Raw genomic sequence first — 23,257 nt, forward strand, 5'->3', positions numbered from 1 at the left:
CTCTTATAACATTAACAATATAGCAAAAGTGCTTACACAAACACAAAAAGCTAAAATAAAATTTTGTATAAAACTAAACTTAATATTATAAACCCTATCATTTTTCATAAATAAAACATGAATTAAAATCTTTAAATACGCATAAAGCATAATAACAGAAGATAAAGCCACAAAAAGCGCCAAATACCAATATCCATTTAAAATTACTGTATTTAAAATCATAAATTTACCCCAAAATACTCCAAAAGGCGGAATACCTGCTAAAGAAAGCACACTAATGCTTAAACAAAAAGCAATTAAAGGTTTTTTAACCAAAAGCCCATTTAAACTCTCATAAGAATTATTCTCATAATTACTTAAAATCATAAATACAGCATAATTTGCAAAAGCAAATAAAGTCCAATATCCAAAAATAGCAAGCAAAATTCCATCAAAATTTTGTTCTTTTAATAAAGGAATGCAAGCTATCAAAACCAAAGAAGAATGCACTACAGAACTATAAGCAAACATTTTTTTGATATTGTTTTGACTTAGAGCCGCAAAAGCGCCTATAAGCATAGAAAAAATCGCTAGAACTATTATGATATATTCAAAACCTGTATTATTTAAAAAATCAAACAAACGAATAACCACAACCAACATGGCAACTTTTGGCACAACTGAAATAAAAGCAACCAAATTTGTATGTGCTGCATAATACACATCTTTAAGCCAAAAATGAAAAGGTGCCAAAGAAAGCTTGATTGCACAAAGAACAAAAATCATCACTCCAGCACCCAAAAGCATGGGATCTTTTTGAAACTCATTTTTTAACGCTAAATTAGCAGATAAATCTAAAGTTCCTGTTTTTAAATAAATAAAAGCTACAGCCATAACAAAAAACCCAGCTCCTACAGCCGCTATACTAAAGTATTTTATCGCACTTGAAATAGCATTATCACTTCCACGCATTGCTATTAAAGTATAAAGCGCTAAAGAAGAACTTTCAAGTCCTATAAAAATAAGTACTAAATTTGAGCTTGAAACCATCAAAAGCAAAGATGCAATCATAAATAAAAATAAAGCATAAAATTCACCTTGATTTTCTTCTTTTTGCATTAAAAGATATAAAAATGAAAAACACAAAATCACCAAAGAAGCATAAAATGAAACAATATCATTATTTAAAGTAGCCAAAAAAGCTTTTGCATCTAAACCTTGAGCATTTGCATTATTTAAAATCAAAAAAGCACTTACAATCAAAGACAAAGAACTTATGCCAATATAAAACGATCGATGAAATTTCCAAAAACCAGAGCAAAGCAAAAGAACTATTGCAGTTGTAATTAAAAATAAAAATGGATAAGATAAGCTTATATTTAAAAGTTCTAAATTTAAAAAATTATTTAACATTTGCCTCTCCTATTTTAGATAAAAAATCTAAAGTATTTTGCTCAACAGCCCTAATATTCATTGTTTTTATAAGATTATCCACATCTTTTTGTATCGGCTTTAAAAGTATATTTGGCATAAGCCCTAGTCCAAAAATCATTACTACAATGCACACAAGCGCTATTATTTCTCTAAAGCGTAAAGAAAAACCCTCTATAAAGCTTTGTTTTTGCATGAAAAATATTTTTCTAAATACTGCGAACATATAAATCGCTCCTAAAATAATCACCAAACCTGCCAACAAAGCGTAAAATAAATTAATCTTTGCTATACCTAAAAGAATTAAAAACTCTCCCACAAAAGAAACAGTTAAAGGCAAAGAAACACTCGCAAGTAAAATGAGCATAAAGAAAATTGAAAATAAAGGTGCTTTTTTGGCTAAAGAATGGTAAAAAGAAATATCATAAGTATGATATCTTTGGTATAAAAGTTCAACCATTAAAAATAAAGCTCCCGTTACAATACCATGTGCAAACATATAAAAAACCGCACCACTAATACCCAAAGCATTTAAAGAAAAAATTCCCAAAATCATCACACCAAGATGTGAAATAGAACTATAAGCAATCAATTCTTTAATATTTTCTGCTCTATAAGCAATTAAAGCATTATAAACGATACTTACTATACATAAAGCTACAATTAAAGGCATAAAATACACACTCGCATCTGGAAAAAGTGGTAAACAAAAAAGTAAAAATCCAAAAGGAGCCATTTTAAAAACTACAAGCATTACAGAAACAAGTACAGGCGAATTTGCATAAACCTTAGGTGCCCAAGTATGAAGTGGAAATAAAGGAGCTTTGATAGCAAAAGCGATAAAAAATGCTCCAAAAAGTAAAAGTTGCTCTGTAAAATTTACTGCTGAGGCATTATTTTTCCAAATTTCCAAGTCAAAAGTGAAGATATTTAAAAGCTGATAATTTAAATAAGCTTGATAAATCAATGCTACAAGCATTAAAATTGAACCCGCAAAAGCATAGATAAAAAATTTCACCCCTGCTCTAAAATCTTTACCATAAACTCCCATAATATAAAGCAAAGGCAAAAGAGAAAATTCCCAAAAAACATAAAACAACAAACCATCTTTTGCACTAAAAAGTCCCATAATAGCAAATTCTAAAAAGAATATACAAGATACAAGCGCTTTTTGTTCTAGTTTCAAAAATAAAAAGCTTAAAAATATCATCAAAGAACTTAAAAGCATCAATATAAGTGCGATACTGTCTACTCCTACATGAAAGCTAAAAAATTTCAAAATTTTAAAAGAGAGATTATAATCAAAGCTTACCCCTTGTAAAAAATCCGCAAAAATATCCAAATTTAAAGCCAAAATCATAAAACTTACAACAACGCTAAAAACCTTAACGCCTCCACGATTTAAAAGCAAAACCACAAAAGCAGAAATTAAAGGAAAAAATATCAAATAATTTAGCATTTTACACCATCCATACCAAAATCAACAAAATCACAAAAGCTGCCACCAAAAATCTAAGCATTAAGTTTAAACTGTTTGGCATAATCATTTTTTGTGAAATATTTTGAGAATACAAAGCAATTTTTTCAACTATTCTATCAAAAATATAAAGATCACAATGTTTTAAAATCGCACATAAACTTTCATATTTTGAAACGATAAATTGATGATAAAACCTAGGAATAAAATAATCATTACTTAAAAGTTTGTGAATTTTATTTTCTTCAATACTTTCTTTAAACCAAGAATTTTTATAAGCAAAAATAGCCAAAATTACACCCAAAATAGCTGCTACACTCGCACAAATCATTACAATTTGATTTTGTGCATCAATAAAAACTAATTTTGTGCTTAAATATTCAAAAAAACTATGTTCAAAAAATCCTGCAACAATAGCTAAAACCATCAAAGGACTCATAGCCAAAAGTGCGATTTTACTTGCTTCATGTGGATGTTCATCATGTCTTGCAGGGGTAAAAAATACCAACATTAAAAGTCTAAAGCTATAAAATGCTGTTAAAAAAGCTGCGATTAAAAGCACTAAAAAAATACCATGGTGAAAAGAAATGAAAGAATATCCTAAAATCAAATCTTTAGAGAAAAATCCTGCAAAAGGATAAATTCCTGCTAAAGCTAAAGATCCTATACACATCAAAATAGCGGTAAACTTTAAAGGTTTAAAAAGTCCACCCATTTTTTTAATGTCTAATTTATCATTCATTGCATGCATTACATTTCCAGCACCTAAGAAAAGTAAAGATTTAAAAAAAGCATGTGTAGCTAAGTGAAATAAAGCTATACCATAAGCCCCAAGTCCTGCAGCCACAAACATATATCCAAGTTGCGATAAGGTAGAATAAGCAATAATGCGTTTTAAATCCCTAGCCACCAAAGCCATAGAGGCTGCAAAAATCGCTACAAAAGCTCCAAGTAAGGCAATAATATAAGAAACCTCAGGAACTAAATCATAAAGGGTGCTTGCACGAATTACCAAATAAACCCCCGCTGTTACCATGGTTGCTGCATGGATTAATGCAGAAACAGGAGTTGGCCCTGCCATAGCATCAGCAAGCCAAGTGTGAAAAGGAAATTGTGCAGATTTTCCCATAGCCCCTATAAATAAACAAGTTGCGATTAAGATCAAAGCATTGTGATCTAGGCTTTGTGCCATGGAAAAAACTTCATCATATTTTAAAGTTCCTGCTTGTAAATAAAGCCAAAAAATTCCTAAAAGCATACCCAAATCCGCAATACGATTCATAATAAAAGCCTCATTAGCCGCAAAAGAATAAGTATCGTTTTTATACCAAAAACCTATAAGCAACCAAGAGCAAAGCCCAACGCCTTCCCAACCTACGAAAAGTCCTAAGAAATTATCACTCATAACTAAAAAAAGCATAGAAAAGACAAAAAGCCCCAAATAAGCAAAAAATTTATTAAAACCTTCATCATGAGCCATATAAAAAATACTATAAAAATGGACACAAGTAGCTACAATACCTACAACACTCATCATAGTAAGCGAAATAGCATCTATATCAAAGCCAAAATTTACTCCAGCAAACCATTCAAACAAACTCACATTAAAAGCTTCATTGCAAAAAAGCAAATACAAAGAACAAAAAGCACTTAAAGCTACTAAAAGCGAACAAATTATCCCTACAAATTGTTTTTTCTCACTCAAAGCAAAACAACTTGCAAACAAAAAAGCTAAAAAAGGACTAAAAAGAGAAATCAAAGCTAAATTTTGCATACTAAGCCTCCACTTCTTTTAAGCTTTTTAATTCCAAAGTACCTTTTCTTCTATACCAAAGCACACACAAAGCTACACCAACAGCTACTTCACAAGCCGCTACACCCATGATAAAAAGTGCAAAAACCTGTCCATTTAAATCATTGTGCATTTTAGAAGCTGCTACTAAGGCTAAATTAGCACTATTTAATAAAATTTCACTCGAAATAAAAAGCATGATGAGATTTTGTCTTTTTAAAATCCCTACAAGCCCTATGACAAACATTAAAATAGCTATAAAAAAATACTTTTCTATCATTGTTTTTCCTTTGTTAGCTCTTTATGAGTAAGCACTATAGCACAAACTAAAGCAATCAAAAGCAAAATAGCTATAAACTCAAAAGCTAAAAGATATTTTGAAAAAATCGCTAAAGCCAGTTGTTTATTAAAATCAAACAAAGCAGGATCATTTAAAGGCAAATCCGTGCTGATATTTTGGTATTTAAAACCTATAAGCATAGTCAAAAGTAAAATCGCACTTAAAACCACCAAAGTAAAAAAACTTTTTTTAGCTTTAAGTTGTTCTTTAAATTCTTTAGAAGCATCAAAAAACATCATCGCAAAACTATAAAGTCCAAGTACAGCTCCACTATAAACAATAATTTGTATCACGCCTAAAAACTCTGCATCAAGCAAAAAATAAAATCCCGATAAAAACACCATTCCACCCGCTAAAGCAGAAAGAGAATAAAGCATATTTTTACTTAAAACCGCAATGCCAAAAAAGCCTAAAACCACTACACTAAAAAATACAAAAGCCAAATTTTCTATCATTTATTTTCTCCTTGCTCTTGTGTATTTTGATTTTCTAAGGCTCTTTCAATCATCACATCGTAATAATTTGGTGTTTTTACCACCAATAAATCAGCATCTTTTCTAAGGCTTCCTGCTCCTTCAAATTCAACTTGATTTTTAAGCTTATCAATAGGAGTTAAAAAATCTTGCTTATAGCCAAAATAAGACCTTTGCTCAGCTGCATTTTCATACTCTGTTCCATGTACTATAGCAAGTTCAGGGCAAACCTCAGCACAAAAACCACAATAAATACAACGCCCTAAATTAATACTATAATTTCCTACTTTTTTACGCCCATTTTCATCTAAAGAAGTTTCCATTCTGATACAATTACTAATGCAAATTTTTTCGCAAAGCCCACAACCTATACATCTTTCGTTTTCACTTTCTATAAAACGCATCAGACGATGAACAGCACGGTAACGATTGTCAAGTTTTACCTTTTCAAAAGGATATTTAATCGTAGCGCTATTATTTCTCTTAAGCAATTCTCTCATCATCACAAAAAGCCCTAGAAAAAGCTCTAGTTTAACACTTCTACGCAAAGCTTGTGAAATTTTCTCCCAAGTGCTAACAGGAGTTTTTCTTTTCTCATCCACTAAGTAATAATTTTTCATATCAAACTCCTATAAAAGAACTGCCAAAGCAGTGATTAAAAGGTTTAAAACCGCTAAAGGGATTAAGATCAAATAGCACATTTTCATCACTTGATCTGGACGCAATTGCGGAAAAGCAGCTCTTGCCCAAAAATACCAAAAGAAAATAAAACTTGATTTTACTATCATCATAATCCAACCAGGAATAATCCAAAAGCTATTAAAACCCCCTAAAAACAAAAGAGTTACCAAAATAGCTCCAGCTATCATAGAAGCATATTCACCTATAAAAAACATACCCCATCTTAAACCCGAATACTCCGTTCCATAACCCGCTACAATTTCAGCATCATTTTCCGTCAAACAAAGCGGAGTTCTATTAGTCTCTATAAATAAAGCAATTATAAAAAGCACAAAAGCTAGAGGCTGTTTAAAAATAAGCCAAGAAAAAAATCCATCGCTTTGATAATTGTTAATATCCACCAAAGAAAAAGAACCTACAAGCATTACAATAGCAATCAAAGCTAAAGCTCCTACGCTTTCATAGGAAATAATCGCTACAAGCCCTCTTGCAGCCCCTAAAATTGACCATTTATTATTACTTGCAAGTCCACCCAAAAACACCGCATAAAAGCAAATTCCTGAAGTACCGATGACAAAAAGCAAAGCTACATTGATATCTGCCACTATAGGCTGAATTACCTTTCCAAATAAAGTAAATTCAGGTAGCATAGGAATAGCTGCTAAAGAAACAAAAGCACAAATAGCAGAAATCAAAGGTGCTATAGCAAAAATAAATTTTTGCGAATTTGAAGGGATTATATCTTCTTTAGTAAAAAGTTTTATCATATCAGCTACAAGTTGAATAAGCCCAAAAGGCCCTACCATATCAGGCCCTATGCGTCTTTGAAAATAAGCTAAAACCTTTCTTTCAGCATAAGTTGCAAGACCTGCTAAACTCGCAAATATTGCAATGATAATAATACATTTAATCAAAGCCTCTAAAGCAAAAAAAGCAAAATCACTCATGGCTTGCTCCTAATTTTTCTAAATTCGCCACAACAAATCTTTCATCAAAAAAGCTTAGCGTGTCAAGTTTTTCATCAAAATACGGCAAGAAAGCTCCATTTTTTATGTCCTTATCCACACGCACACTAAGGCTTAATTCTTTATCTTTTATTTTAAGTTTTACAAGATCTTTATCTTTTAAATTTTTTTCTTTAGCTAAATTTTCACTTACAGCTAAAAAAATCACCTCATTAATTGCACTAGCACGATTTGAAAATCTACCAAATTGATAGCTAGGATTAGCACTATAAAGCAAAATTTCATCTTCTTTTAGGTTTAAATTTTCAAAATTTGGAGAGATGAATTCTTTTTTAGCAACTTGTTTAAAACATTCTAAATTAAGCTCATATCCCCTTTTACAATCGCCTGCATTGGTATAAAAATTGTCTAAATGATCAAAATCAATCGGAGAAAAACCTTTATTTATAGGGAGTCTCTTGGTATAATTTATAGTATATTCCTCATCAAAACCTAAAGCGTTAGCCAAATCATTTAAAAAATATCCCTTAAATTCTAAAGCAGCGTTAGTTGGTACCACTCTTTTATCATAATTTAAAAAAGTTCCTTCTTGCTGATTTAAACTCGCACTAGCTAAATTTGCATGCTCTTCATAAGAAAAACTAAAATCACCTTTTTCATTGTAGCCTAAAGTCTTGCCTTCTTGTGTATTGTTATCCAAATCACAAATCATAGCCACACCTAAGGTATTAGTATGCGTAGGATTTAAAAAGACTTTAAAAGGAGTGGTATTTTGGATCAAAGCAAGTAATTTAGCAAGTTTTTTCGCATTTTTATGAAAATAAAAATCACTCCCTATAACAAGAGTAAAATTTGCTTTTTTAAGCAATAAATCTTCTAATTTATCTTCATCTATGCCTAAATTTTTAGCAAAAACAGAGCGTTGTACTTCTATGTTGTTTTTCACTTTCTTAGGCACGACTTTTTTTACTTCTTTTTGAATTTCATTGCCTTCTTCATCTTTTTCTATGACTTGTTCTACAACTTCTTCGTTGATACTTTCTTCTATTTCTTTATTTTCACTAACAAAAAACTCTGCTAAATGAGTTTTGATACCTTCATCTTGGCTAAATTTTTGAAGTAAAAAATATAAAATTTGCTCTTCATCGCCACTTTTATGAATGTGCGAGATAAAATTTTTAGAATATTTTGCTATACCCATATCTTCCATAGGATGAAAATAAAGCCCTGAGCCTTTATTCATCACTAAAGCATTATTGATTTTATAGCTAAGCGTTGGAGCATCATATCTTAAAAGCATTCCAGCTACAACCAAAAAATCACTTTTTGTTATATCTTGAGTATTAGCGCTATAAAACTCACCAGAATTAGCGATAAATTCTTGTAAAAATTCTTTAAATTTCAAAGCTTCTTCATTGATCAAAGAAAGATTAAATTTCTTTTTTAAATTTTGTAAAATCAAAGCTTCTTCATTGGTAATAAAACTATTAAATTTAATGTTTTTAATTTCATTTTTCTCAAAAAGTTCCACAAGTTCTTTAAAGGCTTTTTCATCTTTATCCGCCTCATTTTGCGTATCAAAAGCAAATCTTGCAGCCTTATTTAAACTTGCAAAGGCAAAATCATTACTCACACGATAAATTTTTTCTTTTTGATTGCTAATGCCGCTTTGCTTAATATCATAATACATCAACTCACAATCGCTTGAATGCGGATTTGAAGCAGGGATTCTTTTAAGTTCCCAAATATTTGAAGTGTATTGAAATTTCGAACCTATTAAAGCTCCTGTTGGGCATACGCTTGTACATTCTCCACAAAATGAACAATCAAGCGTGTCGCCATTTGTAGGGCCTATCAAACTTTTTTGAAATTTAGTCCAAATCGCATAAGCATCTTTTCCCATGCTCTCTTTAAAGCTATTGTCCACACTATCTCCGCCACGAGGAACAGTCTTTAAAGCACTTTCTCCGATTTTATCCTTACAAACTGTAATACAACGCTCACACACTATGCAAAGTGCGGGATCGTAATTAATCATTCCCCAATGTTTATGCGGTTTATGCGTGTCTTTAATCCAATATTTTTGAACATTTACACGACTTTTATGAGTGAAATTTTGCAATTCACACTCGCCTGATTTATCACAAACTCCACATTCTAAAGGATGATTGATACAATAAGCTTGCATGATCTCATTTCTTTCATCCCAAAGATTTTGTAAATCACTTTCTACAACCATGCCCTCTTTTGCTTTAGTATTGCAAGAATATACCTTTTTACCATCAGCTTCAACCATACACATACGACAAGCCAAAGTAGGACTACAGCCCGAAAGATAGCAAATCGCTGGGATAAAAATATCATTTCTTCTTGCTATATTTAAAATATATTCGCCTTCTTCAAAGGCGCAATCTATACCATTAATCTTAACTGTCATTTTGCTTCCTTTATGCGAATTGGAGTAAAATCAAAACCATTGTTTTCATAATTTAAAAAAGCTATAGTGCCTTGTAAATTTTCATCTAAACAAAGCTTGGTTTTAAGACTAAAATCTTTAGCCAAAATTTCAACTTCACTTTGATCTTTGCATTTTGCAATTTGTAAAAATTGCTTTGAACAATGTAAATTTTTATCTTGCAAATTTGCTCTAAAAAGCACTAACCCGTCATAATTATCGAGTTCTTTTAGGGTGTTTAATTTTGCCTTTTTAAAATCGCATTCTTCTTCATCGCTATCTAAAATCTTTAATCCATATTTTACACTTAGGAAATTTAAAAAATATTTGATATTTTCACTATCTTTATAAGAATGGATATTTTTATCTATAATTAAATACTTAGTCTCTTTTAAAAAAGCAAGCACTTCGCCTGCTTCTTCCTCTCCAAAACAAGATTCAGCACTTAAATATCCCTCATCTAAATCGCAAAATTGTCCTTCATCGCTTAATTTACAAAGCAAGGCCAAAACAAAACTCAAACTTGCAATTTCGCATTTGTAAAATTTAGCTTTTAAGTTTTTATCTTCCAAACAAGAAATATTAATACTATTTACACCTATTTTTTCACATAAATTTTTGTTTTTAAGGCTTGGCATATCTAAAAAACAAAGAGCATTATCATAAATCATACTCTCTCCTTTTTTATAACAATAGTCCAATCGACTTGATTAAATTTCAAAGAATTTAAAAGCTCACAGCCTTGTTCTTTTACAAAAGAAAAACTTTTTTCAACAGGAGAAAAATCGCCGATTTCAAAAAGCACCACTAAAACCTCACCTTGTTTTGCTTCTTTTATGATTTGTGCTAAATCTTCAAAAAGCTCTTTGCTTTTTCTTAAATCTACCCTTCTCATCGATCTATCTCACCTAAAACTATATTTACATTACCCATAATGGCTACAACATCAGCTAAATAAGTACCTACAAGCATTTCTTCAAAAAACGCACAATGCCAATAACTAGGCGTTCTAGCCTTTAAACGATAAGGTCTTCCTGTACCATCACTATGGATAAAAAAGCCAAGCTCACCTTTTGGACTTTCAGTAGGCACATAAACTTCGCCTTTAGGGGGTTTTAAACCTTGAGTGATTAAAACAAAATGCTGCATTAAAGAATAATTCTGCGTTAAAATTTGTTCCTTTGAAGCACTTACATACTCAGGATGCGTAGCTAAAATTTCAGGTGGAGTATCTTTATAAAGCATGGCACATTGTCTAAGGATTTTCAAACTTTCACGAAATTCTTGCATATAAACTTTATATCTTGCATAAGAATCCCCTTGCGTAGCATAAGGCACGCCAAATTTGACTTCATTATAAAGCAAATAAGGCTCTTCTTTGCGTATATCGTATTTTATGCCACTTCCTCTTAGCATCACACCCGTACAACCCCAGTTTAAAGCTTGTTCTTTAGTAACTACACCTACATTTTCAGTTCTTAAACGCCAAATTCTATTATCATCTAAAAGATCTTCATAATCTTTTAAATCATTTGGAAATTTATCGCAAAATGCAAGCATTTCTTCTAAATAATTCTCAGGTAAATCAAGCATAACCCCACCTATTCTCATAGAAGAATGCGTAAGCCTTGCACCACAATACTTTTCTATCAAATCCAAAACATACTCACGTTCTCTAAAACAGTATAAAAACACACTCATCGCACCAATATCAAGCGCATGAGTGGCAAGCCAAAGCAAATGTGATGTGATACGGTTTAATTCTAAAAGTATCATGCGTATCACTGCGGCACGGCGTGGAATCTCTAAACCACAAAGCTTTTCAACCGCTGCACAATAAGCATAATTATTCGCTGAAGCAGCGATATAATCCATTCTATCAGTAGTAGGAATAAACTCTTGATAAATCATATTTTCAGCCATTTTTTCCATACCACGATGCATATAACCTATACAAGGACGCGCTTTTACAACTTGCTCTCCATCAAGTTCTAAAATAAGGCGTAAATTTCCATGTGCTGAAGGATGTTGAGGGCCTAAATTGATAATCATCTTTGAGTCTTCTTGCTCAAAAGCTATATTTTCATAATAAGGTTTTAACTTGCTAGGAATTTGCATTTTAACGCCTTTTCTCTAAAATTTTTGCTTCATCACGTTTTACTTTTTTTACAAAAGCCACGCCTTCATCTTCTTGATATTCTTGTTTAAAGGAAATTTCCTTCTTTTGACTACCTTTTGGCACTTCATGATAAAGTCTTGCAAAATTTAGCGTATCTTTATCATCAGCAAAACCAGAATCTCTTTGCTCTTCGCCCACTACTTCACGATATTCTTTGCCAAAAATTTTATCAATCTCATACCATCTTGCAAACTCATCGCCCTTTAAAGGATAAGTTTTTAAAAGCGGATGTCCAAACCAATCATCAGGCATTAAAATGCGTTTTAAATTGGGATGATTTATGATGAAAATTCCAAACATATCATAAATTTCTCTCTCACTCCAATTTGCTCCTTTAAAAATATGAGCCACGCTTTGCAAACGCTCTTTTACGCCTACAAAAGTTTTTATTCTCACTCTTAATCTTTTTTCTAAATTTAAAAGCTGATAAAACACTTCAAAACCATTTTTATCTGCTACAAAATCAATAGCACTTGCCTCTGTAAAACTTAAATACCCTAAAGTTTTAAGCATTTGCAAGGTTTTAACATTGTCTTCTTTTTTAATTTCTATTACCCAAAAATCAAGCTCTACAAAGGAATTTAAAATTTCTACTTGAGTTTTTAAAACTTCAAAATCCTCTTTAAAAACACTTTCATTAACATCAGATTTTACAGTGTGTGGCGCGTGATAAAATCTATCTTTGTAATAATTTTGAGTTTGAGCATTTTTTTTATCGCTATACTTTCTCATTATACCAACCTTTTAGGTGCGATTTTACGACTTGCTTTTTCTTTGCGGATCTTTTTTTGCAAAATCATCAAAGCAAACTGAAAACTTTCGGGGCGTGGAGCACAGCCTGGCACATAAATATCTACAGGTATAATTCTATCCACTCCTTGAACCGTAGAATAAGTATTAAACATACCGCCTGTATTGGCACAACTTCCCATAGAAATCACCCATTTAGGATCAGGCATTTGATCGTAAAGTCTTCTTGTAAATTCAGCATGCTTTTTACATAAAGTTCCTGCGATAATCATCACTTCACTATGGCGTGGTGAAGCTCTAAAAATCGTTCCAAATCTATCAAAATCATATCTTGAACCCCCAGCCGCCATCATCTCAATCGCACAACAGGCAAGTCCATAAGATAAAGCCCATAAAGAATTACTCCTGCCCCATTGAACTAGTTTATCAACACTAGTTAAAACTACGGGCAAACCACTTGCATAATTTATTTGATGCTCTGCCATGCAAACGCTCCTTTTTTATAAGCATATAAAAATCCAACTCCTAAAAGTACGATAAAAATAAAAACTTCTAAAAGCCCAAACCAACCTAAATCTTTAAAAATCAAAGCCCAAGGAAATAAAAACACAACTTCTATATCCAAAAGTATGAAGATTAAGGCGATGATGAAAAATTGAGAGTTAATCTTGTTAGCTTGTTTAACAGGAATAGGACCACATTCATAAATTCCAAGTCCTAATTTTTTGCGATTTTTTGCGGCAAAATTATTACCGATTTTTGAAGCTAAAAAAACCAGTCCGAAAAAAATAACACTAGCAAGTACTAGCATTAAAAAAATACCAAAATAAGGATGCGAAGCATCTATATGAGACATTTATTCTCCTTTTTTAAAGCACTTTAATCACTCCACAACAAAAATTAAATTTACACTTTTCTTTATTTTACTCTAAACTTTCTATATTGAAACTTATATTAAAAAATATTTTTTAAAGTTTTAATTTTTTATGATTAAATTTATAAAAAAGATCACTTTGATGGCTTATAAATATATAAGAAATATTATTTTTTTGCTGATAGTCATATAAAAAAGTTAAAATTTCTTTAGAAGTTTTAATATCAAGTGCTGAAGTAATTTCATCTAAAATCAACAATTTAGGATTTAAAACCAAAGCACGGATAAGACCTACACGCGTGGCTTCTCCTCCACTTAACTCATAGGGTTTTTGTTTTAAAATTTGCTTTTTTAGACTAAAAAAATCAAAAAATTCTAAAATCAAGTCATCATTCTTTTGTAAATTAAAATTTTCCAAACCATCTTGTATAAGATTTTTGATTTTTTTATAAGGGTTTAAAGCCATTTTTTGATCTTGAAAGCAATACTGAATTTGCTTTCTTAAAAGTCTTTGTTTGTTTTTATCAAGCTTGTGTAAGTTAAGATTTTCATACCATACCTCACCCTCACTTGGATCTTCTAAAAAACAAAGAATTCTAGCTAATGTGCTTTTACCCGCACCACTTTTACCTAAAATTATTAAATTGTCATTTTCATTTAAAGAAAAATTGATATTATCAAAAATAATATGTCTTTCTTTTTTTAAATACCAATGCTTTTTAAGCTCATAAAACTTACTTAAATTACAAACTTTAAGCATTATAATACCTTAAAAACTCATTTAAGCTATATAAATTTGAACTATTTTTTTCTAGCATAAGAATTTCATCTGCTAAAGAATTTACCAAATTTAAATCATGAGTGATGCAAACTAAGGCTGTAGTATTTTTTAATTCTTTTAAAATCGATATAATCTTAGAAGCGTTTTCTTTATCCAAAGAAGCTGTGATTTCATCACAAATTAAAATTTGGGGTTGATTTAATAATGCCAAAGCTAGGCTCACCCTTCTTGCCATACCCAAACTTAATTCATTAGCATAAGAATGCCACAAACGATCAAGATTTTCAAATCCTAATTTTTGAAAATAAGAAAAAGCGTAATCTTTTCTTTCTTTTTGTTTTAATTTTGTATGAGTTTTTAAAACAAGATGACATAAATTTCCAATATCCAAATAAGGATAAAGACTAAGCTCTGCATCTTGCAAAACAAGTGCCACCTTAGAACGAAAATTTCTAAGTTCTTCTTTATTAAAATTAAAAATACAAGAATTATGAAAACTTAATTCATCAAAACTTATTGTGAAATTAGAATCTAAAAGTCTTACCAAAGCTTTTCCCAACAAACTTTTACCCACTCCACTTTGTCCTAGTATCATTAAAGTTTTGCCTGTTTTTATATCTAAATTAATATCCTTAAGCAATAAATTATTCTTCAAACTGATATTTAAATTTCTTACCTTCAAGATCTTATACCCCAAATTTTTTGTAAAAAATTACCCAACCATAAAAGAGGTAAAAACAACAAAAGCAAGCTTAAAAGTGGAAAAAGTATCATCCACCAAGCGCCTATAAAAACTGCGTTTGAAGACTCACTCAAAAGAGTACCTAAAGTTGGAATTTCAAATCCTAAACCCAGTCCAAAAAAACTCAAAGTAGCTTCTGTGGCTATAGCATGAACGATATTAAATATAAAAAGTGTAAAAATCAGTGTTTTTAAAGCAGGTATTAAATCTTTAAAAAAAGCTCTAAATTTAGTTCTTCCAAGCACTATATTTGCTTTGTAAAAATCTAAATTTTCAAGTCTTTTTAATTCACTTTCTATAATTCTTGCTATGAAACACCAATGAATTAAAGCGATTAAAAAAATCATCAAAAACACATCAGAAGTTATCATACTTTGAAAAAACATCATAAGTAAAAAAGCAGGCAAGGCTAAAAAAAACTCTAAAATACGCATCCAAAAAACATAAAAAAAACATCGCGCTAAAAACAAATAACACAAAGCAAAGATAATAGACAATAAAGATCCACCAACACCTATAATCAAAGAATTTCTCAAAGCAAAAAGCAAACGAGAAAACAAATCCCTGCCTAAAAAATCAGTCCCTAAAATATAAGTAAAATTAGGAGCTTGATGCAAATTTTCTAAATGAGTGCTTAAAATATCAAAAGGAGCCAAAAAAGGTGCAAACAAGGCGCATAAAAACAAAAAAATTAAAGGCGCAAGAATGATAAGAAATTTAAACAAAATCAAGCCTTCTTAATCTAGGATTTAAAATCCTAGCTACAATATCACTTAAAAATGTAAAAAATGCTGCAAGCAAAACGCTAAAAAATATAAGTGCAAGTACAACAGGATAATCTTTAAAAATAATACTTTTAAAAAGTAAAGACCCAAGTCCCTCGTAAGCAAAGACACTTTCTACCACATAAGTTCCCATCATAAAACTTAAAGCACTTCCCCCAAAATAAGCCACAATAGGGCTTAAAGAATATTTCAGAACTAAAAAATAAATATCTTTCTCCCTTAAAGCTCTAGCGTATAAATTTTGAATAAAAATTTGAGAAAAACTTTCATTGATAAAATTTCTAGCAATCCTTAAAAATAACGCCAAATGTGATAAAACGAGCACCAAAACAGGCAAAATCAAATGCTCTAAACGATTTAAAAAATCATCTTCAAAGCCTATATCACTACTTCCCATAACAGGCAAAATTTTCCAAAAAATTCCAAAAATCAAAACAAACAATAAAGCCAAAACAAAAGGAGGTAAAGCAAAAAAATTAAAAGCTAAAAAAGTGATGATTTTATCTATAAAACTTTCTTTATAAGAATATCCCAAAAGTGCCAAAAAAACACTGAGTAAAAATAAAAGCATTAAGGCGCTAAAACCCAAAATAAAAGTATTAAAAATTCTTTCTTTTATAAGCTTTAAAACACTTTCTCCACTTAAAAAAGAAACTCCTAAATCTCCTTTTAAAGCCTTAAAAAGCCAAATTTTATACTGCTCTAGCAAAGGCTTATCAAGCCCTAAATTTTGTTCTATTCTTTGAACAAATTCTTTACTTTGTGAATTAACTCCATTAGCATAAGCTATACTGCCTTTACTAAAATGAAGTAAAACAAAACATAAAAAAGTGCTAAAAAATGCTACGACAATACTAAAAACTAAGCGTTTTAGCACTATTTACTCCACTCATAAACATTCCAAGTAAAACCCACTCCGTGATGACCTAAAGTCCTTGCTTTGATACCTTTTAAATCTTTATTATAAACTAAAGCAAAATCAAGATAGGCTAAAAAAATAAAAGGAGGATTTTCATACAAAGCATCTATAAAATCTTTATAATATTTTTTTCTCTCTTCCAAATTTGAAGTGTTTCTTGCTTTTTGCAAGGCTATATCCACTTTTTTATCATGATAATGTCCAAAATTCCAACCCTCATCATTTAAAGCACTATCTTGCGAACTTTCAAATACCCTAAAAGTGTGAAAATCAGGATCTAAAGGACTTCCCCAGCCTATTAAAAAACTATCTACTTTAGAATAATCAAAACTTCCAGCAGGTTTAGCCACCACCTTGCTTACAACTCCTATTTTTCTAAATTCGCTTTGCAAAATTCCAGCCAAACTTACCCTTAAAGGATCATTACTCATCGCCCAAATTTCAAATTCTAAAATCTTGCCATCTTTTTCAAAAATACCCTCATCGTTTTTCTTAAAACCTAAAGCCAAAATCAAATCTTGGGCTTTTTTAGGATTGTATTCATAAGTTTTAAAAGCTTTAGAATCCGCCCAAGAACGCTCTAAAGGATGATTGGCTACAAAACCATAATCATGCAAAAGATTTTTGACTATACTTTGCTTATCAACAGCATAATTTAAAGCCTTTCTTATTTGAATATCTTTTAAAAATTCATTCTCTAAATTAAACATTAAAGCTCTATAATCAGCAGATCTTTCACGCAAAATTTTAAAATTTTCATCCTTTTTAAAAATATTCAATAAAGAAACATCAATCAAAGCCGCATCAATTTTGCCATTTTTAAGCTCTACGCTTGCAACCGAAGGATCAAAAATATGTTTGATGATAAGTCTTGGGGTTTTTACTTTTGTAAGATAAAAATTCTCATTAGCTTTAAACTCTACATATTCGCCCTTTTTCCATTTTACAAATTTATAAGGACCTGTGCCTATGGGATTTTGATTAAAAGAAGCAGTATTTAAGTCTTTATCACTAAGCAAATGTTTAGGAAGCATTCCTATACTTAAAGCATCTAAAAATGCAGGAAAAGGTTTAGAAAGCGTGATTTTAAGATGATAAGGATTTAAAATTTCTATACTTTTAATATCTTCAAAATTCACATAAATAGAAGAATTATTTTTAGGATTTTTAAAAGCTTCAAGACTGAATTTAACATCATCGGCACTAAATTTCACTCCATCGTGCCACAAAACATCTTCACGCAAAAAGATATCATAGCTAAGTCCATCCTTGCTAACATTCCACGACGCAGCTAAATCAGGCTTTAAACTCATATGCTCATCAAAACGCGTAAGTCCTGAAAATACAAGATTAATCACCGCATCATGATCTTCGCTATATGCAGGATTTATCCTTGAAATTTCATTTTCCACAGCTACGATTAAAGTATCTTTTGGAATTTTAGCCTCAACATTGAAAAACAATAAAAATAGTAAAATAAACCATCTAAGCACTTGTAACTCCTCAAATTTAAAATTAAAAAAATTATAAAATAAAAAATAAGAAGCCACAAGCCCTATAGGGGGATAATTTGCTTTAAATTATGGAGTTTTATTTATCAATTAAATTGCTTCTCACTGCATTCATCCAATAAATACGCTATATGCTGCCAAGATATACCCGTAGCATCGCTTAATCCTATCTCGCAAGTGCTTGATGTACTAAACCCGCGCTTAATATTTGTTTTGGCATAAAATTTTTTAAAGCCCTTTGTAGCATTAATATTTAATTGAGGCTTGAAAAAGCCCTTGTATCCAGCAAACCCGCAACAATAGGTATCATTATCTATTAATACTTTTCCATTCGTGCATAGCTTTGCAAGCTTGATTATATTTTCATTTAAACCAAGCTTTCTAGCAGCACACATGATATATAATCCTACATTCTCATTGATTTTATTAATGCGTAACTTAGGAGCAATAAATTTTAATAAATACTCGCTTAAATCATAAATTTCATACTTTAAATGATCGCTAATTAACTTAGCACTACAAGCACTATGATCTAACACTATGGGCGAGTCTATATTGCTTAAAAAATCATTGATTTTTTGTATATTTTTATCTTGGATATCTTGAAAATTCTCATAAGCCTTACCACAACATAAATCATTGGGTGCATAAATAATGCCTATATTTGCTTTTTTACACAAGCTCTCAAATACTTCTTGCAAACTTCTTTTATCATGCATTTTTTCATTTGGTTTAAAGCTTTTATTAAGACAGCTTGTAAAATAAACCACATTGCAAGCTCTTTTACGACTTTTTAACTCATAATCATTCACCTTAGGCAAATACGCCCTAGTTCTTGGTATAATGCTAAGAAAATTGCTTGCTTTTTCGAGCTTATTATCAAGACTTAAATTATCAAATTTATTTGCGATACTTAATGAAAATTTAGCAATTTTTAGAGTTTTTTCATGATTTTTATATGCTAGATTTCCTAAAATTTTAGATATAAATCCTATATTATTTTTTCTATATTTTAATGAAAAATCAGCAAAATTAATCCCCAAAGGACATGAAAAAGAGCACACCCCACAAGCAGCACAAGAGCTGTCTACTAAATGATTGTAATATTTTTTAATATCCTTTAATTTTGCTTTTGACTCATCATCATTTAAGCTTTCAAGGCGTTTGATCTCTCGTAAGATCGCAATTCTTTGTCTTGGAGTAATTGTATATTCATTTGATGGACAAAATCTTTCGCAAAATCCACATTCCATACAGGTATTTAATTTCTCATCAATCCAACTGACTTGTTTGATATTTTTCTTATAAATATCTTTATCATCGCTAATGATTACATCGGGATTAAATAAACTATCCTTATCAAAGATACTTTTGATTTTTTTATTGATCAAATAAGCTTGCTTACCCCACTCTACCTCCACAAAAGGTGCCACCATACGCCCTGTGCCGTGTTCAGCTTTTATACTTCCACCATAAGAAGCTACTATATTAGACATTTCTTTAACTAGATTTGAAAAATTATCAAATTCAAGCTTATTGTTTAAATCCGGTGTGATAATAAAATGGATATTGCCTGCTAATGCATGGCCAAAAATGATTCCATTATCACCAAAGCCATATTTATAAAACAATTCTTGAATGCTTTTAATTCCATCGGCTAAATCCTCGATATTAAAACACACATCTTCAGTAATTACCGTTGAACCTGCCTTTCTAAGACTAGCTGCTATAGGCAAGAGTGCTTTTCTAATCTTCCACCATAAATCATATTCGGCCTTATTCTTGCTAAAATATGACTTATAAGCCAGTTTGGAAATTTCTTTTATTTTATTTATATTTTCATCAAGCTTAAGCTCATTACTATGCTCACTTTGGATCAATACACAAGTATTACCCTCTTTAATATCAGCTAAAATATCTCTTAACTCATCATAAGTTGATGCAGCTTTTAAACTTGCATAGTCCATTATTTCAGCAGAACTTACAAAATCAACTTTAGCAAATTCTTTTATAGTGTTTGCAGCATTATTGATATTATCAAAAAACAATAAAGCACAGGCCTTAAATTCCAAATCATCCAAAACAGCAAGCTTAACTTCGCTTACAAATCCCAAAGTCCCTTCAGAGCCAATAAGCAAGTGTGCTAAAATATCTATTTCATCATCATAATCAACAAAGGCATTAAGGCTATAACCTGTGGTGTTTTTGATTTTAAATTTTTTGATTATTAAATCTTTTAATTCTTTATTGGCATTAATCTCTTCTTTGATCTCTCTAAGTTCATTAATTAATTTTTTATTTTCATCTTTAAATCGAGCCACGCTTAAAGCATCACTGGTATCAAGCATACTACCATTTGCCAAAATCACCCTAATGCTTCTTAAGGTTTTATAGCTATTATCCTTAGTTCCGCAGCACATTCCGCTTGAATTGTTATTTACAATCCCTCCAATTAAAGCTGAATTTATAGTAGCTGGATCAGGTCCTATTTTTTTCTTCAAAAAAGCAAGACTTTCATTAGCATGAATGCCTACTACACCACATCCTAAAGTAATTTCACTAGCGTCTTTGTTAATTTTTATTTTTTTAAAAGCAAATTTAATCACTACAAGTACTCCATCACAAGAGCTTTGTCCACTTAAACTTGTACCTGCTGCTCTAAATGTTATAGGAGTTTTATAAGTATTTGCTAATTGAATAATTTGCTTAATTTCATCTTCATTTTTAGCAATAATCACTATTTTTGGAATATAAAAATAACACGACGCATCAATGCCATAAGCATAGCATCTAGCATAATCATTAAAAATTCTATCCTTAAAAATATACTTAGCCTCATTATAAAAAGCTTTAAAATTTGCCATAGTCCCTCTTTTTAATTTATTATCAATTATATAATTTAATAATTTAAAGATAATTTTAAATTTATATTTTTGAGCATAATTTTAACACAAGTCAATTTTTTTCTCCTTTTTAAGATATAAAATATCTCTTTTACAACAAAAAGGAGAAACTATGACAAAAGAACAAATTCAAATCATCAAAGATTGTGTGCCTATTTTGCAAAAAAATGGAGAGGATTTAACCAATGAGTTTTATAAAATAATGTTTAATGATTATCCTGAGGTAAAACCTATGTTTAATATGGAAAAACAAATTTCAGGAGAACAACCAAAAGCTTTAGCAATGGCGATTTTAATGGCGGCTAAAAATATAGAAAATTTAGAAAATATGAGAAACTTTGTTGATAAAGTTGCCATAACTCATGTTAATTTAGGAGTTAAAGAAGAGCATTATCCTATAGTTGGAGCTTGCCTTTTAAAGGCTATTAAAAATCTTTTAAATCCTGACGAAGCTACTCTTAAAGCTTGGGAAGTTGCTTATGGAAAAATTGCTAAATTTTATATCGATATAGAAAAAAAGCTCTATGATAAATAATATAAGCCCATTTTGGGCTTTAATCAAATTTTTCTACTAAATTTTTAGCTAATTCCTTTATATTCTCACCCTTTAATTCGCTGATTTCACCATTTTGAGCCAAGAAAATTCTATCAGCACTATCAAAATATGCATCATCATGTGTGATAGCAAAGATTGTTTTACCTTGCTCTTTTAGCAAAGGTAAAAGTTTTTTATAAAAAAATCTTCTAAAAACAGGATCTTGATCAGCCGCCCATTCATCAAGCACTAAAATATCCCTTTCTTCAAGCAAGGCTATAAGCATAGCTAAACGCTTTTTTTGCCCTGTAGAAAGTTTGGTTAAGGTCAGTTCATTATCTTTGACACTTGTTTTATTTTTAAGTTCTAAAAACTCCAACCAAAAAGCAATTTTTTCTTCGCTTGCAAAATTTTCTTTATTTAAGGTTTTAGTAAAAAGATGAAAATCGCTAAAAACAGCAGAAATAAGAGATCTATACTCATCTAAATTTTTATCATCTATAAGCGTATCATCAACATAAATTCCGCCTTTGCTTGGCTTAAAAAGTCCTGTCAAAAGCATACAAAAAGTGGATTTACCACTTCCATTTTTACCTATTAAAAATACCAATTCACCTTTTTTAAGTTCTATATTTACAGGATTTAAGTGAAAATTTTCTTCATAAGCAAATTGAGTATTTCTAAAAGAAATTTTTTTCCATTCGCTAATATAATGTGTTTTTTTAAAACCTTCTATATAATCATCTAATTCCAATTTTGCGATCTTATCCAAAGCGATTTTTGCCAAAAGCAAAGTAGGAAAAGATCCTATCATAGATACTAAAGGGGTTCGTAAAAACAAAATAGAAAGAGCTATAGTTGTAGCATCTGCAACACTTGCCCATTCAAATTTTAAAGCTAAGTAAAACTCTACACCCACTAAAGCCAAAAGAGTTACATTTGTCCAGTTGTTTGAGAGATTGTTAAAAAGATTGCCTAAAGTACTATTTTTCTTTTTCAATCTTGCATTATTTTCAAATTCATCTTCATAGTAAAGTTTGGCTCTATCACGATTGATCAAAAGTTCTTTATGTCCATCTAGTATATTTTGGTAATTATTTTGCAAAGCATCATCATTTTCCCTTGCCTTTCTAAAATACTGATATACTTTCATCATCAAAAAATTATTAGTAATAAAAATAACCATAATCCATACCACACACAAAGCAAAAATTTGTGGTGAAAGATAACATAAATAAACACTAGTGCATAAAATCAATATACTTGATTGTAAAAAATCAGGCAATCTTAAAAGCCCAAAAGATATATTTCTCACATCACTTCCTAAAGAAGCTAAAATTCTAGCCTTACCTACTTTAGCCACTCTTAACAAAGGGGTATCTAATATCTGCTTTACTACACGCCTTTGCATTTTAAAAATAAAATTTTGTCCAAAAATACTAAGTCCAAGTTCAACTATGGTAGAACTTATAAAAAATATCAAAAGCAAAACAATAAAATAAAAAATAGGAATGTTTTGTGCATTTTTAAGCAAATAATCATTGATAAAAACAAGAGTTAAAACTCCAACAGCGCTTGTAATAAAAGAAAAAAGCAAAAAAGAAATCAACTTTAATTTATTTTGCTTAAGTAATTCCATAATAAAAGGCATTTATAAACTCCAAAATATAATTTTAATTATAACA

At 30.4% G+C, this 23,257-nt stretch carries 22 protein-coding genes; 1 reads left to right on the forward strand and 21 read right to left on the reverse strand.

Going from position 1 to position 23,257, the window contains the following annotated elements:
* Nucleotides 1-3 precede the first annotated feature (3 nt).
* The 20 genes from FBF22_RS07500 to FBF22_RS07595 all read right to left on the reverse strand — a co-directional run bounded on the left by FBF22_RS07500 (nucleotide 4) and on the right by FBF22_RS07595 (nucleotide 20,998).
* Nucleotides 4-1,392, reverse strand: coding sequence for an NADH-quinone oxidoreductase subunit N (locus tag FBF22_RS07500; protein WP_002885627.1), 1,389 nt, complete (start codon nucleotides 1,390-1,392; stop codon nucleotides 4-6).
* Nucleotides 1,382-2,869 carry an NADH-quinone oxidoreductase subunit M gene (locus tag FBF22_RS07505; RefSeq protein WP_002885625.1) on the reverse strand — a complete coding sequence of 496 codons (1,488 nt, stop codon included), beginning with the start codon at nucleotides 2,867-2,869 and terminating at the stop codon, nucleotides 1,382-1,384. Before FBF22_RS07505 ends, FBF22_RS07500 begins: the two co-directional genes overlap by 11 nt.
* 1 nt (nucleotide 2,870) lies before the next feature.
* Nucleotides 2,871-4,661, reverse strand: a complete 1,791-nt coding sequence (gene nuoL, locus FBF22_RS07510) for an NADH-quinone oxidoreductase subunit L (RefSeq protein ID WP_002885623.1) — start codon at nucleotides 4,659-4,661, stop codon at nucleotides 2,871-2,873.
* Nucleotide 4,662: 1 nt separating this feature from the next.
* Entirely contained in the window at nucleotides 4,663-4,959 is a 297-nt protein-coding gene (gene nuoK, locus FBF22_RS07515) for an NADH-quinone oxidoreductase subunit NuoK (RefSeq protein ID WP_002858466.1), read from the reverse strand.
* Entirely contained in the window at nucleotides 4,956-5,474 is a 519-nt protein-coding gene (locus FBF22_RS07520) for an NADH-quinone oxidoreductase subunit J (protein ID WP_002867593.1), read from the reverse strand. The genes nuoK and FBF22_RS07520 overlap by 4 nt, the downstream gene beginning before the upstream one ends.
* Complete coding sequence (gene nuoI, locus FBF22_RS07525) at nucleotides 5,471-6,112, reverse strand: NADH-quinone oxidoreductase subunit NuoI (RefSeq protein WP_002870005.1); 642 nt, start codon at nucleotides 6,110-6,112, stop codon at nucleotides 5,471-5,473. The genes FBF22_RS07520 and nuoI overlap by 4 nt, the downstream gene beginning before the upstream one ends.
* A gap of 9 nt (nucleotides 6,113-6,121) precedes the next feature.
* Complete coding sequence (nuoH, locus tag FBF22_RS07530; RefSeq protein ID WP_002885620.1) at nucleotides 6,122-7,120, reverse strand: NADH-quinone oxidoreductase subunit NuoH; 999 nt, start codon at nucleotides 7,118-7,120, stop codon at nucleotides 6,122-6,124.
* Nucleotides 7,113-9,575 (reverse strand): NADH-quinone oxidoreductase subunit G, encoded by a 2,463-nt coding sequence (locus tag FBF22_RS07535; RefSeq protein ID WP_002885619.1) that lies wholly within the window; start codon nucleotides 9,573-9,575, stop codon nucleotides 7,113-7,115. The genes nuoH and FBF22_RS07535 overlap by 8 nt, the downstream gene beginning before the upstream one ends.
* Nucleotides 9,572-10,264 (reverse strand): hypothetical protein, encoded by a 693-nt coding sequence (locus tag FBF22_RS07540; protein WP_002870002.1) that lies wholly within the window; start codon nucleotides 10,262-10,264, stop codon nucleotides 9,572-9,574. The genes FBF22_RS07535 and FBF22_RS07540 overlap by 4 nt, the downstream gene beginning before the upstream one ends.
* Complete coding sequence (locus FBF22_RS07545; protein ID WP_002824979.1) at nucleotides 10,261-10,488, reverse strand: NADH-ubiquinone oxidoreductase subunit E family protein; 228 nt, start codon at nucleotides 10,486-10,488, stop codon at nucleotides 10,261-10,263. The genes FBF22_RS07540 and FBF22_RS07545 overlap by 4 nt, the downstream gene beginning before the upstream one ends.
* Nucleotides 10,485-11,711, reverse strand: coding sequence for an NADH dehydrogenase (quinone) subunit D (gene nuoD / locus FBF22_RS07550; RefSeq protein WP_002885616.1), 1,227 nt, complete (start codon nucleotides 11,709-11,711; stop codon nucleotides 10,485-10,487). Before nuoD ends, FBF22_RS07545 begins: the two co-directional genes overlap by 4 nt.
* Before the next feature lies 1 nt (nucleotide 11,712).
* Nucleotides 11,713-12,507 (reverse strand): NADH-quinone oxidoreductase subunit C, encoded by a 795-nt coding sequence (locus tag FBF22_RS07555; protein WP_079263624.1) that lies wholly within the window; start codon nucleotides 12,505-12,507, stop codon nucleotides 11,713-11,715.
* Nucleotides 12,504-13,007 (reverse strand): NADH-quinone oxidoreductase subunit B, encoded by a 504-nt coding sequence (locus FBF22_RS07560; RefSeq protein ID WP_002824974.1) that lies wholly within the window; start codon nucleotides 13,005-13,007, stop codon nucleotides 12,504-12,506. The genes FBF22_RS07555 and FBF22_RS07560 overlap by 4 nt, the downstream gene beginning before the upstream one ends.
* Nucleotides 12,989-13,378, reverse strand: a complete 390-nt coding sequence (locus tag FBF22_RS07565) for an NAD(P)H-quinone oxidoreductase subunit 3 (protein WP_002870000.1) — start codon at nucleotides 13,376-13,378, stop codon at nucleotides 12,989-12,991. The genes FBF22_RS07560 and FBF22_RS07565 overlap by 19 nt, the downstream gene beginning before the upstream one ends.
* A 112-nt stretch (nucleotides 13,379-13,490) precedes the next feature.
* Entirely contained in the window at nucleotides 13,491-14,156 is a 666-nt protein-coding gene (locus tag FBF22_RS07570) for an ATP-binding cassette domain-containing protein (protein WP_002858929.1), read from the reverse strand.
* The gene (locus FBF22_RS07575; RefSeq protein ID WP_016818313.1) at nucleotides 14,149-14,859 is read right to left on the reverse strand and encodes an ATP-binding cassette domain-containing protein; all 711 of its coding nucleotides are present in this window, start codon (nucleotides 14,857-14,859) and stop codon (nucleotides 14,149-14,151) included. Before FBF22_RS07575 ends, FBF22_RS07570 begins: the two co-directional genes overlap by 8 nt.
* Nucleotides 14,856-15,650, reverse strand: a complete 795-nt coding sequence (locus FBF22_RS07580; RefSeq protein ID WP_079263623.1) for an ABC transporter permease — start codon at nucleotides 15,648-15,650, stop codon at nucleotides 14,856-14,858. The genes FBF22_RS07575 and FBF22_RS07580 overlap by 4 nt, the downstream gene beginning before the upstream one ends.
* Entirely contained in the window at nucleotides 15,637-16,581 is a 945-nt protein-coding gene (locus tag FBF22_RS07585) for an ABC transporter permease (RefSeq protein WP_002858932.1), read from the reverse strand. The genes FBF22_RS07580 and FBF22_RS07585 overlap by 14 nt, the downstream gene beginning before the upstream one ends.
* A complete protein-coding gene (locus FBF22_RS07590) occupies nucleotides 16,581-18,116 on the reverse strand; it encodes an ABC transporter substrate-binding protein (RefSeq protein WP_032582194.1) in 1,536 nt (511 codons plus the stop codon). The genes FBF22_RS07585 and FBF22_RS07590 overlap by 1 nt, the downstream gene beginning before the upstream one ends.
* Nucleotides 18,117-18,220: 104 nt before the next feature.
* Nucleotides 18,221-20,998 carry an FAD-binding and (Fe-S)-binding domain-containing protein gene (locus FBF22_RS07595; protein ID WP_002885615.1) on the reverse strand — a complete coding sequence of 926 codons (2,778 nt, stop codon included), beginning with the start codon at nucleotides 20,996-20,998 and terminating at the stop codon, nucleotides 18,221-18,223.
* A gap of 151 nt (nucleotides 20,999-21,149) precedes the next feature.
* On the opposite strand from FBF22_RS07595, the gene cgb reads away from it, so the two are divergent.
* Nucleotides 21,150-21,572, forward strand: a complete 423-nt coding sequence (gene cgb, locus FBF22_RS07600) for a single-domain globin Cgb (RefSeq protein ID WP_002867582.1) — start codon at nucleotides 21,150-21,152, stop codon at nucleotides 21,570-21,572.
* 19 nt (nucleotides 21,573-21,591) lie between these two features.
* On the opposite strand, the gene FBF22_RS07605 is transcribed toward cgb, so the two are convergent.
* Nucleotides 21,592-23,223, reverse strand: coding sequence for a multidrug ABC transporter permease/ATP-binding protein (locus tag FBF22_RS07605; protein ID WP_002851469.1), 1,632 nt, complete (start codon nucleotides 23,221-23,223; stop codon nucleotides 21,592-21,594).
* Nucleotides 23,224-23,257: the final 34 nt, after the last annotated feature.

The sequence above is a fragment of the Campylobacter sp. CFSAN093260 genome, assembly GCF_012890095.1.
In the GTDB taxonomy this organism is placed as follows: Bacteria; Campylobacterota; Campylobacteria; order Campylobacterales; family Campylobacteraceae; genus Campylobacter_D; species Campylobacter_D jejuni.